This is a genomic window from Terriglobia bacterium, from assembly GCA_032252755.1.
In the GTDB taxonomy this organism is placed as follows: Bacteria; Acidobacteriota; Terriglobia; order Terriglobales; family Acidobacteriaceae; genus JAVUPY01.
The window spans coordinates 35,606-49,428 of the sequence record JAVUPY010000025.1; the positions used below are offsets into that span (position 1 = coordinate 35,606).

The 13,823-nt window shown below is 58.6% G+C and carries 16 protein-coding genes; 13 read left to right on the forward strand and 3 right to left on the reverse strand.

Annotated features, from left to right (window positions below; genetic code table 11):
* Positions 1 to 196: 196 nt before the first annotated feature.
* Positions 197 to 739, reverse strand: a complete 543-nt coding sequence (locus ROO76_05475) for a hypothetical protein (protein MDT8067601.1) — start codon at positions 737 to 739, stop codon at positions 197 to 199.
* 214 nt (positions 740 to 953) lie between these two features.
* Here ROO76_05475 and ROO76_05480 point away from each other — a divergent pair, with 214 nt between their 5' ends.
* Positions 954 to 1,739 (forward strand): hypothetical protein, encoded by a 786-nt coding sequence (locus tag ROO76_05480; GenBank protein MDT8067602.1) that lies wholly within the window; start codon positions 954 to 956, stop codon positions 1,737 to 1,739.
* 111 nt (positions 1,740 to 1,850) lie between these two features.
* Here ROO76_05480 and ROO76_05485 read toward each other — a convergent pair whose 3' ends face one another.
* Positions 1,851 to 2,390, reverse strand: a complete 540-nt coding sequence (locus ROO76_05485) for a hypothetical protein (GenBank protein MDT8067603.1) — start codon at positions 2,388 to 2,390, stop codon at positions 1,851 to 1,853.
* Between the two features lie 111 nt (positions 2,391 to 2,501).
* Between ROO76_05485 and ROO76_05490 the strand changes: the two genes are divergently transcribed.
* Entirely contained in the window at positions 2,502 to 2,876 is a 375-nt protein-coding gene (locus ROO76_05490; protein MDT8067604.1) for a hypothetical protein, read from the forward strand.
* Between the two features lie 104 nt (positions 2,877 to 2,980).
* Positions 2,981 to 5,185, forward strand: a complete 2,205-nt coding sequence (locus tag ROO76_05495; GenBank protein MDT8067605.1) for a TonB-dependent receptor — start codon at positions 2,981 to 2,983, stop codon at positions 5,183 to 5,185.
* Positions 5,186 to 5,323: 138 nt separating this feature from the next.
* Here the strand turns inward: ROO76_05495 and ROO76_05500 are convergent, their stop codons facing one another.
* Positions 5,324 to 5,830, reverse strand: a complete 507-nt coding sequence (locus tag ROO76_05500) for a hypothetical protein (protein ID MDT8067606.1) — start codon at positions 5,828 to 5,830, stop codon at positions 5,324 to 5,326.
* A gap of 175 nt (positions 5,831 to 6,005) precedes the next feature.
* Between ROO76_05500 and trpC the strand changes: the two genes are divergently transcribed.
* The 10 genes from trpC (at position 6,006) to ROO76_05550 (ending at position 13,794) form a co-directional block, all read left to right on the forward strand.
* Complete coding sequence (trpC, locus tag ROO76_05505) at positions 6,006 to 6,824, forward strand: indole-3-glycerol phosphate synthase TrpC (protein MDT8067607.1); 819 nt, start codon at positions 6,006 to 6,008, stop codon at positions 6,822 to 6,824.
* Positions 6,824 to 7,471 carry a phosphoribosylanthranilate isomerase gene (locus ROO76_05510; protein MDT8067608.1) on the forward strand — a complete coding sequence of 216 codons (648 nt, stop codon included), beginning with the start codon at positions 6,824 to 6,826 and terminating at the stop codon, positions 7,469 to 7,471. The genes trpC and ROO76_05510 overlap by 1 nt, the downstream gene beginning before the upstream one ends.
* A gap of 7 nt (positions 7,472 to 7,478) precedes the next feature.
* Positions 7,479 to 8,714 (forward strand): tryptophan synthase subunit beta, encoded by a 1,236-nt coding sequence (trpB, locus tag ROO76_05515; protein ID MDT8067609.1) that lies wholly within the window; start codon positions 7,479 to 7,481, stop codon positions 8,712 to 8,714.
* A 53-nt stretch (positions 8,715 to 8,767) separates the two neighbouring features.
* Positions 8,768 to 9,280, forward strand: coding sequence for a hypothetical protein (locus tag ROO76_05520; protein ID MDT8067610.1), 513 nt, complete (start codon positions 8,768 to 8,770; stop codon positions 9,278 to 9,280).
* A 21-nt stretch (positions 9,281 to 9,301) separates the two neighbouring features.
* On the forward strand, positions 9,302 to 10,087 hold the full coding sequence (gene trpA, locus ROO76_05525) for a tryptophan synthase subunit alpha (GenBank protein MDT8067611.1): 786 nt from the start codon (positions 9,302 to 9,304) through the stop codon (positions 10,085 to 10,087).
* Positions 10,088 to 10,164: 77 nt separating this feature from the next.
* On the forward strand, positions 10,165 to 10,452 hold the full coding sequence (pheA, locus tag ROO76_05530; protein MDT8067612.1) for a chorismate mutase: 288 nt from the start codon (positions 10,165 to 10,167) through the stop codon (positions 10,450 to 10,452).
* A 109-nt stretch (positions 10,453 to 10,561) separates the two neighbouring features.
* Positions 10,562 to 11,482: a prephenate dehydrogenase gene (locus ROO76_05535; GenBank protein MDT8067613.1), complete on the forward strand. Its 921-nt coding sequence runs from the start codon at positions 10,562 to 10,564 to the stop codon at positions 11,480 to 11,482.
* 12 nt (positions 11,483 to 11,494) lie between these two features.
* Positions 11,495 to 12,211, forward strand: a complete 717-nt coding sequence (locus ROO76_05540; GenBank protein MDT8067614.1) for an isoprenylcysteine carboxylmethyltransferase family protein — start codon at positions 11,495 to 11,497, stop codon at positions 12,209 to 12,211.
* 126 nt (positions 12,212 to 12,337) lie between these two features.
* Complete coding sequence (locus ROO76_05545; protein ID MDT8067615.1) at positions 12,338 to 13,033, forward strand: CoA transferase subunit A; 696 nt, start codon at positions 12,338 to 12,340, stop codon at positions 13,031 to 13,033.
* Between the two features lie 68 nt (positions 13,034 to 13,101).
* Positions 13,102 to 13,794, forward strand: a complete 693-nt coding sequence (locus tag ROO76_05550; GenBank protein MDT8067616.1) for a CoA transferase subunit B — start codon at positions 13,102 to 13,104, stop codon at positions 13,792 to 13,794.
* The last annotated feature ends 29 nt before the right edge of the window (positions 13,795 to 13,823 follow it).

The following is a 13,823-nucleotide window of genomic DNA, read 5'->3' on the forward strand; positions in this document are numbered from 1 at the left end:
TAAGGGAGTGGGCAACCGCACCCGTTACGCTATGCCAGGCAAATGGGATCGACGACGCTACTTTCGGGGGAGGGTGGCGTCGGCGGTCCCTTTTCGCGAGCACTGCCTCACTTCCAATACACGAAGCAAGCGGGCACGAAGTTGGGAAGCTTCGTGCCTTTGTTTTTACGCTGCGTCCTTCCGCTGTGATCACGAGCTAAGCGAGATATCTGCTTCTCAGTGACAAAACCCCCCCATACGTACCGACCCCTTGCCGCGGCAGGTCCCGCGGATGGCGTCTCGGGAGCCACTTGCCATTGCGGTGAATCTTCGCGGGTAGTTCGATCAGCTTCACCGAATGCGCAACGCCTTTTTCATCTGTAATCGTTGAATTGAACAGCGCCGGCGGCCCTACGATTCCTTTTTTTAAACTTCCGACGGCAACCATCACGTCCACCGTTCGTCCGTCTTCGGTGTCGAAATTTGCCTCTACACAGATCGGAATCTCGGAACCGCGATCCGCGGGGTTGCCGGTCTGCTCACCGCAATCGTTAACTTCCCATGCGATCTTCGCGCCGTCGCTCTCGCTCTCGAGAAAGAACTTGAGGCTGACTCTCGGCAGGCTCTTGTCGAACGTCGAGACTAGGACGTTCTGCCCCTTTTCAAGAGCGGCTCTCTCCTGCTGCGACTCGGGCGTGCTCTGGGCAGCAAGAACCGCTGGTACCAGCACGAGAACTGCGAGTTTCAACGTTCTCATCATCGCGATCACCCCACCAGTTTAGTCCCGCTCCGGTCATCTTGCGAAAACCTGTAAGTATCTGAGTGCCAATAGGTTGCATCCTTTGGCGGATGCCTTCCCCGGCCAACAGCGGCGTCCGCAATCTCATCCAAACACAAGACGCAAGAAAATAACTTTTCCAGCGCTGCCGGACTGGCCACGGCACGATGCTGATTTAACCCGTGTGGGAGGATACATGAATCTCAGAAACCTTCTTCTTGGCGGAGCGCTCGCGATGATGACCTTCGCGACGAGTGCCGTAGCGCAGAACCAGGAATATCCAACACCGAGCTATCCGCAGAACAACAATCCCAATGCGCAGTATCCGCAGAACAACAACGGATATCCGCAGAATGATAATGATAATGATCAGAACGCGCAGTACCCGAATTCGCAGTATCCGAATTCGGAGTATCCCAATGCGCAAACCAGCTCCACAAATGGATATCCGCAGTACGAGAACGGCGGCCTGGTGCTTCCCGCCGGTACGCAGTTGTCAATTCGTGCCGACCAGAACATCCAGGCGCAGAACGCAACTGCCGGCACAACCTACCAGGCGGAAATCGCCAGTGACGTGATGGGGCCTAACGGGCAGGTCATGATCCCGCGCGGCGCTCCGGCGCAGTTGATCATCGTGGATACGAATCCGAATAACAACAACAACAAGGACCTTGCGCTTGCGTTGAACTCCGTTGACGTGAACGGTCACAACTACTACGTGCAGAGCAACACCGTCAACGGGCAGAGCAACAACGGTGGCATCGGCGTGAACAAGCGCACCGGAAAATACGTTGGCGGCGGCGCATTGGCAGGCGCAGTGATTGGCGCTCTAGCCGGCGGCGGTAAGGGTGCGGCCATCGGCGCAGTGCTTGGCGGCGCGGGCGGCGCGGGCGCGCAGGTGCTAACCCGCGGGCACGAGATCAACGTCCCCGCAGAAACCGTGCTGAACTTTAAGCTGGATCAGCCGGTTTACCTGCAATGAATTGAAAGCTAGCGCCGGCATAAGGCCGGCGGTGACGGGAGCCTTCGCGCTCCCGTTATTTTTTGTTCTAATCTGAGCGAGTTCGTGTCTTCGTGGTGGATTCGGAACCCGCTATTTCACCCGATGCTGTTCTCCATCCAGCATCGTCGTCCAATGGGCACCGCCGTCCTGCGAATACTCCACCTGAAACTTTTCCCGATCGCCTTCAAATGTATTCGTCGTCCGAATCTTGGTGGTAACTCCGTCCCGAGTGTGCTCGCCGGAAAACGTCCACGCATTGCCATGAATTGAAACTACGCCGGAAGTCGGAGCGGCCGCACCATTGAGTGTGGCGTAACGGACCTCGTCAGGCTTCTCCATGGGTGCGAAGACTGTGAGCTGACCGTGCGTTCCACCAGGATCCTCTATTATTGTTTGCTCGCAAATCATGTAACCCCGCTGTGGAGACCACTCGCAGTCGCCCTTCGACTTCACCGTGCCGGCCTTGCTGAGCTTCGTGTCGTAAAAGGTCCCGCGCCCCTCCCAATGTCCAAGAAATACTGCGATCGCACTGGTGGATGGTTTCGGCGGTTGCTCTTCAACCGTGGCAGACAGGACGGCGGAGGTTGCGGTAGCAATCAGGACGATGGCGCAGATTGGCGAGAATCTCATGGCGGGCCAGTGTACTCGAATCGTGTAGCAGGCGTCACGCAGGCCTGTGATGATGTAAACTTTTTCGTTCCCGGAGTTTCTCGCGGCCACGAGCAGTTAAGCTAAGTATAGATGCGACGTTCCACCGCCATCTCGCAAGTCCTCCTGCTGCTCGCGTTTTACGCAGTCCCGCTTCTGGCGAGTTCTAACGTTGCGCTACCCGCGTGCTGCCGCCGGAGTGGCGCCCACCACTGCGCAATAATGGGTTCGGCCGACGGCCAAAATACTGGCGTCGCCCAAACAGCTTTCCATAATCCGGTCTATTGCCCTTTTCGGTTCCCGACCTCCATCCTGACGCACACAATCAAGCTCTTCATGGCACCCGCATCAGCGGCTGGAAACCAATTCCTCCCGCAGCAACCCGCGGTAGCGAACGACTCCGGTAGCGCCCTCTCACAGTCCGCAACTGCGCTCGACAATCGCGGGCCCCCGGCATTCGCCCTTTAGCTCGAATCCAGCTATTCATCTTCGTGTTTCCTTCGCGCTCCTCACGGTTTGTCTTTCACGAGGAACGAAGGACCACGAATGAAGAACGTCTCCGTGGGGTGAGAATGCTTCGCAGATATCTTGTTGTGCTCGTTTTCCTGATGTATTCCGTCGCGGCCTACGCCAGTCTGTTCGGTACGGTGCGGGCCATCGTGCATGATCCGCAACATCGCGGAATCGCCGACGCCCAGGTCAAGCTCCAGAGCGAAAATTCCGCCTGGTTCACCACCGCGAAGACAAATTCAGATGGCGTCGTCCAGTTTCTCGCTGTCCCCATCGGTCGATATCGGCTCGAGATTTCCGCTCCGGGCTTTGCTCCGGCCGAGGTCTTCGTGGCGTCAATTTCCGACCGCATCCAGGAAGTGCACGTGCCAATGGAACTTCCGTCGGTTCAGGAGTCGGTAAGTGTTTTCGCCGCGCCGCCGCAGATCGATCCGACCTCGTCCACATCTCAGACGAACATTCCGCAAGCCATCATCAATCGTCTTCCTGGCGCCGATCGCACCAATAGCCTGGCATTTGTCACCGACACCGTTCCCGGCGCCGTTATGGTTCACGACCAGCTTCACATCCGCGGCGGACATCAGGTCACGTGGGCTATCGACGGCGTACCCGTGCCGAATACCAACATCGCCAGCAACGTCGGCCCTCAATTCGATCCCAAAGACGTCGATCTCGTCGAAATCCAGCGCGGCGGCATGATGGCCGACTACGGGGACCGCACCTATGGCGTCTTCAATGTCGCTCCACGTTCCGGCTTCGAGCGAAACAATGAAGCCGAGTTGCTGATGAGCTACGGCAACTTTAACCAAACCGACGACCAGTTCAGCATTGGCAGCCACACTGACCAGTTCGCTTACTACGCCAGCATTAACGCCAACCGCACCGATCATGCGCTTGAAACGCCTACACCCAAAAACGTTCACGACCAGGGCGCTGGTGGCGGCGCCTTCACCTCTCTGACGTACAACACGCATTCCGGTGACCAGTGGCGCCTGGTCGGATCGGTTCGCTCTGATTTCTTCCAGGTTCCATACGATCCCGGCCAACCTGATCTGCGCGACGGCCGCGATCGCGAACAGGACGCGCTCGGCATTCTTACTTATCTCCATCCGTTCGGATCGTCAGTCATCTTCACTATCTCGCCTTTCTTTCATTTCAATCGCGCGGCTTTCGAAGGCGGTCCCAATGATATCCCCAGCGCGACCGACAATCGCGCCTCAACCTATGCTGGCGGCCAGATGTCGCTTGGTTACATCAAGGGCCGAAACAACGCCAAGACAGGGCTCTACGCATTTGGGCAGCATGACAACCAGTTGTTTGGAGTTGTGGCGAATGATGGTACCGGCAACATATTTCGCCAGCGCAATGTTTCTGGCGGCAACCTCGAAGCTCTTTTTATGGAAGATCAGTTCAAGGCTTTCAACTGGCTGACACTCAACGGAGGCGTTCGTCTTACGCACTTCGCAGGGGCAATCAGCGAAAACGCGGCGAGCCCTCGACTCGGCGCTGCGCTGCGAATTCCGAAACTTTCGTGGGTACTGCGCGCCTCCTATAGCCGCTTCTACCAGCCGCCGCCGCTTACGACCATTGCCGGTCCGCTGCTTGAACTTGTGGCCGAGCAGGGCGCAGGCTTTCTTATGCTGCGAGGCGAGCGCGACGAGCAGCACGAGTTCGGTATCACCATTCCTGTCCGCGGATGGACACTGGATGCGGACACCTTCCGCACCGGCGCTCGAAACTTCTTCGACCACGATGCCTTGGGCAACTCCAACATCTTCTTCCCCCTCGCGATTGATCGCGTGCGCATTCGAGGCGAGGAGGTGACGTTGCACTCGCCAACGATCGCAGGCCATGCCAATTTTCACCTCGCCTATTCGCATCAATCCGTCGAAGGGTACGGAGCCATAACCGGCGGCCTCACCGATTTCTCGCCGCCGGAACAAAGCTTTTTCTACCTCGACCACGATCAACGTGACACCCTCACCATCGGCGCCGATGTCAACCTCTCACGCACCGCCTGGCTCTCGTCGAATTACAGCTACGGGTCGGGATTCCTCAATGGAGATGGGCCGAGCCACCTGCCGCCTCACAATACGGTCGATCTGGCGATAGGTAAGTCTTTCGGGGAGAGTTGGTCGGCGAAGTTCAGCATGACGAACCTGGCCGATTCGCGCTACTTCATCGACCTCAGCAACGCCTTCGGCGGCTCACACGTCGCTGACCCGCGCCAGATCAGCGTCCAGATCCGTTACAAGTTCCACTATTGAGTGCCTGTTCAATCGGGCGATCGTGTCATTGGGACCTGAGAAGTGGAGTCCCTTGTAACCGATGGGCGCTTCCACAGAAGAATTGAGGCAATCTGCTTCCGATGGCTCGATGGCACGATCGCCCGATGGCGCGATTCTTCACACCCCGGTTCCCGCCGCTGGTGGGGCTGGCGGTGCCGGCGGAGCATACCCCACAGCTGGTCGCATCTCGAACGCAGCTTTCACATGCGGCTGGATCAGGTACCAAATGATCACGGCATTCATCGCCAGGAACACCAGGTGCCACACCAGCGCAAAAAACCGAATATGCGTCAGCGCGACCAGGGCGAATAGCGCTTGAAAGCATGCGCCGATACCGGCGAAGACGATCTGCAGGATTCGCGCCCATTCTTTCAGCGACAACATACCCCAGCCCAGCAGTGCCGCGATTCCGCCGCCAATCAGCGCGAAGATTCCAAGCACCACGCCAACGGCTGCTCCAACCCCGGCTCCTATCGCTCCCTTGCCAGATGCCGAGGCCATTTGGGAAATGAACGCCCCAAGTACCGTCGCACCCACAAAGCCGCCAATTGCGAGCAGCAGCCAGAACGCGGCTCCGATGAAGTCCAGGACAGCGAGGACCGTTACTCCTGTCGGTCTTTGCACAACGCACCTCTTGTAAGCGGGATTCCCAGCGCCCCGAAGCTAGTCCAATCATGTGCAGAGGTCAAGAAGAAACCGGGCCCATGCCGATCCGCGACAAACCATTTCTCTCCATGCTATCCCTTGTTCTCCCGTTACATGCGCAACCGGCAACACCCGATTTATACTGACTGTTCCGATGGCCGCCAATCTGGAACTCCTGATGGCCGAAGCTCGTCGCCGGGCCGTGCAGTCTCGCGCCACCGCCGACCTGCGCCTGCTGGAGCAGCGGGCCGTCACGCATTCGCCCCGCGGTTTCCGGCGCCGGCTCCAGGCGGTCAGCGCGACCGGGCCGGCAGTCATTGCCGAGTTGAAGAAGGCCTCGCCTTCAAAAGGCATCATTCGTTCTGCGTTCCACGTTGGCGCGCTCGCTTTTCAACTTGCCTCGGCCGGTGCCGCGGCCCTCTCCGTGCTTACCGAAGAGGACCATTTTCTAGGTTCCCTCAGCAATCTCCTCGAGACCTCGGCCGCCACCGAACTGCCCTGTCTGCGCAAGGACTTCATTGTCGATCCTTTCCAACTGCTCGAGGCTCGCGCCCACCGCGCCGACGCGGTTCTGCTGATCGTTGCCGGGCTGAGCCAGCCGGAGCTGCGATTCCTCTATTCGAAAGCCAAGGATCACGAACTCGACGTTCTCGTGGAAGTACACGACGAGGAGGAACTCGACCGCGCCATGGAAATCGGTGCTGAGACCATCGGCGTCAACAGCCGCAACCTCAAGACCTTCGAAGTCGATCTTCAGACTTCAATTCGCCTGTCCGAGCGATTGCCGGCAAATGTCCTGAAGGTCGCGGAAAGCGGCATTCACACGCCCCAGGACATCGCGATGTTGCGCGCCGCCGGCTTCCAGGCGTTCCTTGTCGGCGAATCGCTCATGCGCGCCGATTATCCCGGCAAAGCCCTCCGCGAACTTCTCGATGCGGTCGCCGTCGCCGAAAGCAGTGGAGCTGTCAGCTGATGTGGGTAAAGATCTGTGGAAACACGAACCTGGAAGATGCGCGGTTAGTTGTCGACGCCGGCGCCGATGCCGTCGGCTTCGTTTTCGGGCCCAGCCGCCGCCAAGTCACCCCTGAGGAGGTCGCGGAGATTACGCCGCACCTGCCCGACAAAATTGAAAAGGTCGGAGTGTTCGTCGACGAAACTCACGAACGCATCGCCGAAATCGTCCGCACCGCGGGACTCACTGCGATCCAGTTGCAAGGCGACGAAACGCCCGAGACCGTCGCAGAGCTCCGAAATCTGAACCTCCGGATGGTGGTAAAGGTCGTCTGGGCCAGCGCCGGAATCGGCACCATACCGCAAAGAATCGCTGCCCATCGGCCGAACGTAGATAGTATCCTGCTGGATTCAGGCAGCGTTGCCGTGCGCGGCGGCACCGGAACGCGGTTCGATTGGACCGAGGTTGCAGCACAACTTCGGCGCGTTCAGAATGGCACGCGCATCATCGTTGCAGGTGGGTTGAACCCATCGAATGTCGCGACCGCCATCGCAACGTTGCATCCATGGGGCGTTGACGTGGCTACCGGAGTCGAGCGCGAGCCCGGCAAGAAAGACCCGGAGAAGGTTCGCGCCTTTGTCGCCGCCGCACGCAAGGCAGGGAATTAGGAGAAGTATGGCTTCCAAGAACGCAACCGCAATCGCCGAGCCCAAAGCATCCGTCAAAAAGCCGGCTCGCTCTGTCGAAGGCCGCTTCGGATCGTACGGCGGGCGCTATGTCCCTGAGACCCTGATGGCGCCGCTCCAGGAACTCGAAGCCGCATTCGAAGAGGCCCGCCGGGATAAGAAGTTCCAGCAGGAACTGGAACAACTCCTGCGCGATTACGCTGGCCGCCCAACGCCCCTATTCTATGCCGAGCGTCTCACTGAGCAACTTGGCGGCGCCAGGATTTACCTCAAGCGCGAGGACCTGCTCCACACCGGCGCGCACAAGATCAACAATTGCCTCGGCCAGGCACTGCTCGCAAAACGTATGGGCAAGCGCCGCATCATCGCCGAAACCGGCGCCGGGCAGCACGGCGTCGCCACCGCAACCGTCTGCGCGCTATTCGGCTTCGACTGCACCGTCTACATGGGCACCGAGGACATGCGCCGACAGGAACTCAACGTTTTCCGGATGCGCCTGCTGGGTGCGGAAGTTCGCGGAGTCGATGCCGGCTCACGCACATTGAAGGACGCAATTAATGAAGCCATGCGCGACTGGGTCACCAACGTTCGCACCACGCACTACCTGCTCGGCAGCGTGCTTGGCGCGCACCCGTACCCGGTCATGGTGCGCGAGTTCCATCGCTGCATCGGACGCGAAGCCAAGGCGCAGATCATGAAAAAGGAGGGCAAGCTTCCGACCATGATCATCGCCTGTGTTGGTGGTGGCTCCAACGCGATCGGTATCTTTTTCGAGTTCATCCCCGACGAAAAAGTTCAGCTCGTCGGCGTTGAGGCCGGCGGTCGGGGGCGCAATCTCGGCGATCACGCCGCCCGGTTCCGTGGCGGTTCGCCGGGCGTTCTTCAAGGCACTTACAGTTACGTCCTGCAGGACAACGATGGCCAGATATGCCCGACGCACTCTGTGAGTGCCGGTCTTGATTATCCGGCGATCGGTCCCGAACACGCCATGCTCGCCGAAAGCGGTCGTGCGGAATACGTCGCCGCCAGCGACCAGGAAGCGCTTGCCGCTACCAGTCTACTGGCGCGCACCGAGGGAATCATTCCAGCGCTTGAGTCTTCGCACGCGATTGCCGAATGCGTGAAGCGCGCGCCGAAAATGAAGAAATCCGATGTCATCATTGTCAACGTCTCCGGACGTGGCGACAAAGATATCGGCATCATGCGGGAGAATTTGTCGTTCTGAAACGGATCAGGCATCGGGTACCCACTACCAGGTACCCGGAACCGAATAAGCATATGCGCCGACTACTAATTCTGATTGTCGCCACCGTACTACTCCTGGGTATCTCCTCCTGCCGCAAGAAGAACTTCGAGCCCAGTAAATTCGCCGGCGACCTTTACAGCTACCAGAGTCTGGAAACTGTCGAGCGGAAGCTCGACCTCAAGCCCGACGATTGGGATGTTCTAGAAAATCGCAAGCCGCTCAGCACCGACACGCGACCCATGTTCCGCATCTTCACGTTTTCCAAGAAGGATTTTCCCCTGCTCAACACTCCCGGTCAGAATCTCATCATGACCTTCTACAACGACCGGCTCATGACCGTACAGTTCTATCCTTACAACATGAGCGCGTTCAAATCCGCGTTAGCCGCCGATGGCACCACGCTGAGCTCCGATGGTGATTCCGACATTCCGCCGTCCACTCGCGTCTGGGTCGGCAAAGATGCGCAGGGAAAACTTTACGTCGGCTTTATGGATAAGAAACTAGAGGCCGAACACGACGCGTGGATGGCTAGATATTCCCAATAGCTGATTTCCTGGACAGACAAGATGGCGATTCAATTCGCGGAAAAACCCGGCCTTGTAATCTATCTAACCTGCGGCGATCCTTCGCCCGAAACAACGCGCGACTGCGCACTCGCCGCAATCGGCGCGGGTGCCGACGTCATTGAACTTGGTGTGCCTTTCAGCGACCCGGTCGCCGATGGTCCCATCATCCAGCGCTCCAGCGAGCGCGCCCTGAAGAACCGTACCGGCGTCACCGAAGTTCTCAGGATCGCGCGCGAGATCCGCGCCCGCTCCGATGCCGGTCTCGTCGTCTTCACGTATCTCAATCCGATTCTTCGCTACGGGTTGAAGGATTTCAGCAAAGACGCCGCCGAAGCAGGCGCCGACGGGGTTCTCGTCACCGATCTCCCAGTCGAAGAAGCGGGCGATTATCTGCCGGACATGAAGTCACGCGGCCTCGACACGGTCTTTCTCGCCGCTCCCACCAGCACAGATGAGCGCCTCGCCCAGATTGCCAAGGTCAGCACCGGATTCATCTACGCGGTTGCTCGCATGGGCGTCACCGGAACCCAGAAAACCATCTCTGCCGACGCACAGGACCTGGTGAAGCGCATCCGCAAGCACACCAAGTTGCCCATCGCCGCCGGCTTCGGCGTGTCGACGCCCGAGCTACTCACGCAGATGGGCCGCTTCGCCGATGCCGTTGTAGTTGGCAGCGCTGTAATGGAACTCGTCGAGCGCAATCCCGCGAAAGCCCCGGAAGTCGTCGGCCAGTTCGTGCGCAAGCTGCTCGCCAACCGCCGCGCCCAATACGGTCGCGAACTGTAGTATCGGTCTTGGAGGTTTGTCATTTCGAGCGCAGTGAGCAAACTGCTTACGGGCCGGAAGTCTAACAAAGATCAGTCATGACCATCGCCGAACTCCGCATCCGCATCGACGACCTTGACCGCCAATTGGTCGAACTACTCAATGAGCGTGCCCGCGCCGCGCAATCCATCGGACGGCTCAAGCGCCACACCTCCATGCCGATTTACGAACCCGACCGCGAACGCACTGTCTTCGAGAACATCGCGAGGCACAATCGCGGACCTCTGCGCGAACAGGACCTCGAAGTCATCTACCAGGCCATCATCGCCGTCATGCGCGAAATCCAGAGCCACGAAATCCTCGACGCAACTGCAAATGACGAATGACGAAATGTCGAAATTACGAATTGACCAATGCACACCCCTGACATGGTGCTTTCAATTCGCAATTGTGTGATTCGTAATTTCGGCATTCTCCCAGATAGAATGTCTCCGCATGATCCGTCAGATCACCATTATCGGCACCGGTCTCATTGGCGGCTCGCTCGGGCTGGCCCTGAAGGAGAGAGGCTTTGCCGGCCGTATCGTCGGCTGCGACCGCCCGGAAGTGCTGGAGCGCGCAAAAGAGCGCGGAATCATCGATGCAGCCGATAACACTGCTGAAACGGCAGTCGAGGGGAGTGACATAATTGTTCTCGCGACTCCCGTCTCCTCCATCATCGATCACATCGCTCGCCTCGGTCCCCTCCTTCCGCCGAACGCGCTTCTCACGGATACCGGCAGCACAAAAGCAGAAATTGTTCGCCAGGCACAACGAATTTTCGGCGATAGTGCCGCGCTGCGTTTCCTCGCGGGACACCCGATGGCAGGCAAAGAGCGAGGCGGTATCGGCCGTGCTGAAGCCAATCTCTTCTCCGGCGCCACCTGGATTCTGACTCCGTCCAGCGGCACTCTGAGCATCGTCTCACCTGAATTTATCCGGGGCCGCCATGGCGAATGGATCGAACTTCTCGAGTCCATCGGCGCCCGCATCGTCGTTCTGCATCCCGAACGCCACGACAAGCTGTGCACTTACACAAGCCATCTGCCGCAGTTGATTTCCACCGCCCTCGCATCAACCGTTGTCGAGGCCACTGAAAACGATGCAGCCGTTTCCGCCGTTGCCGGCGGCGGAATCCGTGGTATGGTACGTCTCTCGAGAGACGATTACCCGATGTGGCGCGACGTCGCCCTGACAAACACAAAAAATCTGCACGACGCCCTTCTCCAGATGGAGCAAAAACTCGCGCACATCCGCGAGAACTTGAAGACGCGCCAATTACAGGAAGAATTCGATCGCGCTCACGAATTAGATTTGGATACTCCGCCGGAAGGGCGTCAAACCGAGGACGATACCGATCCCCCAAGATTCTTGTAGCCGGAGCCGAGCATGAGCACAGCACCGCAGCCGTCGCCCGAAAAGAAGTGGAATCCCCGCATCCTCATCGTCATTAATGCCACATATTTCTTGCTCTTCCTCGTCGTCACTCTTCTCATCATGCGCAAGTGGGCTTCGCCCGATCCGTGGTCTGCGCTCGACGCCAATGTCATCACCATTCTCGTGTTCAGCCTCGTTTACTGTTTCCAGCAACTCATCCTTTATCCCAGCGTCTTCAAAACGCGCGAAAGCATGAATCTCTTCGTCGGCAAAGCCTTTGACCCAAAGATGTCAGGGATCCTGGGCATCCTGGGCACCATCGAACTTCTCGCCTTCGCCGACTACGCACATTGGCATCTCGTCGCCGCGCTGCGCACGCCGTTGCTGCAGATTCCCGGCCTCGTCGTCATGTTTACTGGGCTCACTTGGCTGTTTTATGTTGATCGCTACATGGGCGCGCACTTTCTCGAAGCTTGGACAACGCACAAACTCATGACGGGCGGCCCCTATCGCTATATGCGCCATCCGCGCTATCTCGCGCTTCTGCTGTCGCGCGTCGGGTTCGCCCTCGCGATTTCAAGCATCATCGCGTTGCTCATCTTGCCCGGATGGTTCGCCGCCGTCTGGTTGCGAATGAAGCGCGAAGAGCAATATCTGCTCGGCGAATTCAACGGCGAGTACGAAGAAGTCATGCGGCAGCATGCGCGTCTGTTGCCGGGCGTGTACTAGCGCATCAACATCAGATCAACCAGCGGAACCAGCAACCAATCACCAGCCACTAGCCACGCGGTTTGTTACAATCTCCAGTCGCCATTCCTTCGTTGCGGCGCGACCTACTACCCTGGGGCAAGATTCATGAACAAAGTGTTCGCCAACGCAGATGAGGCCATCTTCGATATCCAGGATGGCGCGACCATCATGGTGGGCGGCTTCGGTCTCTGCGGCATTCCTGAAAACCTCATTGCCGCAATCGCCCGCAAAGGCGTCCAGAATCTCAACACCATCAGCAACAACATGGGTGTTGACGAGTTCGGTCTCGGCGTCCTCCTGTACAAAGGCCAGATCAAAAGCCACAAAGGGAGCTACGTCGGTGAGAATCGCCATTTCGAAGAATTGGTACTTGCTGGCAAACTCGACCTCGAACTCATACCGCAGGGAACCTTCGCCGAACGCATTCGCGCCGGAGGCGCCGGAATCCCCGCCTTCTTCACGCCGACCGGCGTCGGCACCATCGTCGCCGACGGCAAAGAAGTGCGCGAGTTCGACGGTCGCCGGTACGTGATGGAGCGATGGCTCAGAGCCGACTTCGCGCTCGTCAAAGCCTGGAAAGGCGACAAGTGGGGCAATCTCATTTATCGAAAGACGGCGCGCAACTTCAACCCCATGATGGCGACCGCCGCGAAAGTTACGATCGCTGAGGTCGAGGAACTGGTCGAGGTCGGTCAACTTCCGCCAGACCAGATCCACACGCCAAGTGTATACGTGCAACGCATCTTCCAGGCGAGCGGACACGAAAAGCGCATCGAGCGCCACACCGTCCGCAAAAAATAAAGCGGGTGCCCCATCCTGGCCCTCTTTTGGCCACGGTGGGGCGGTTCCGGAATATAGCAGGAGCTTACATGGCTGATACTCCCAAACCCGGCAAAGCAGGTATGGATCCTGCCAAGCGCGACCGCATTGTGCGTCGCGTGGCGAAAGAATTGAAAGACGGTTTCTACGTGAACCTCGGCATCGGCATGCCGACTCTCGTCGCGAACTGCGTTCCCGAAGGCGTCGAGGTTGTGCTGCAAAGTGAAAACGGAATGCTCGGCGTAGGCCCGTACCCATGGGAGGGCGAAGAAGACGCCGACCTCATCAACGCCGGCAAGGAGACCGTCACCGAAATTCCCGGTACCGCCTACTTTTCCAGCGCCGAGTCCTTTGCCATGATTCGCGGGGGCCACATCGATCTCAGCGTCCTCGGCGCCATGGAGGTCGATGAGGAAGGGAACCTCGCCAACTGGATGATCCCGGGCAAAATGGTGAAGGGAATGGGCGGCGCCATGGACCTCGTCGCCGCTGCCCGTCGCGTCATCATCGCCATGGAGCACACGACCCGCACTGGACAGCCGAAAATCCTGAACAAATGCACTCTGCCGCTCACCGGCAAAAAAGTCGTGGATACCATCGTCACCGAAATGGCTTACATCAAAGTGACGCCCAATGGCCTCGTTCTCGAAGAAATGGCCCCCGGCCTGACTGTCGAACAAGTCCAGGCCGCCACGCAACCGAAACTGATCGTCAGCCCGAACTTGAAGCAGATGGTGGTCTAGAGCAGCGCAGGCATCTACCGACAGTGGCG

Coding starts and splice junctions, on each gene's coding strand:
- trpB (MDT8067609.1), top strand. CDS start 7,479: ATGGCTTCCAAGAACGCAACCGCAATCGCCGAGCCCAAAGCATCCGTC.
- ROO76_05545 (MDT8067615.1), top strand. CDS start 12,338: ATGAACAAAGTGTTCGCCAACGCAGATGAGGCCATCTTCGATATCCAG.
- ROO76_05480 (MDT8067602.1), top strand. CDS start 954: ATGAATCTCAGAAACCTTCTTCTTGGCGGAGCGCTCGCGATGATGACC.
- ROO76_05510 (MDT8067608.1), top strand. CDS start 6,824: ATGTGGGTAAAGATCTGTGGAAACACGAACCTGGAAGATGCGCGGTTA.
- ROO76_05535 (MDT8067613.1), top strand. CDS start 10,562: ATGATCCGTCAGATCACCATTATCGGCACCGGTCTCATTGGCGGCTCG.
- pheA (MDT8067612.1), top strand. CDS start 10,165: ATGACCATCGCCGAACTCCGCATCCGCATCGACGACCTTGACCGCCAA.
- ROO76_05490 (MDT8067604.1), top strand. CDS start 2,502: ATGCGACGTTCCACCGCCATCTCGCAAGTCCTCCTGCTGCTCGCGTTT.
- ROO76_05550 (MDT8067616.1), top strand. CDS start 13,102: ATGGCTGATACTCCCAAACCCGGCAAAGCAGGTATGGATCCTGCCAAG.
- ROO76_05485 (MDT8067603.1), bottom strand. CDS start 2,390: ATGAGATTCTCGCCAATCTGCGCCATCGTCCTGATTGCTACCGCAACC.
- ROO76_05520 (MDT8067610.1), top strand. CDS start 8,768: ATGCGCCGACTACTAATTCTGATTGTCGCCACCGTACTACTCCTGGGT.
- trpC (MDT8067607.1), top strand. CDS start 6,006: ATGGCCGCCAATCTGGAACTCCTGATGGCCGAAGCTCGTCGCCGGGCC.
- trpA (MDT8067611.1), top strand. CDS start 9,302: ATGGCGATTCAATTCGCGGAAAAACCCGGCCTTGTAATCTATCTAACC.
- ROO76_05495 (MDT8067605.1), top strand. CDS start 2,981: ATGCTTCGCAGATATCTTGTTGTGCTCGTTTTCCTGATGTATTCCGTC.
- ROO76_05475 (MDT8067601.1), bottom strand. CDS start 739: ATGATGAGAACGTTGAAACTCGCAGTTCTCGTGCTGGTACCAGCGGTT.
- ROO76_05540 (MDT8067614.1), top strand. CDS start 11,495: ATGAGCACAGCACCGCAGCCGTCGCCCGAAAAGAAGTGGAATCCCCGC.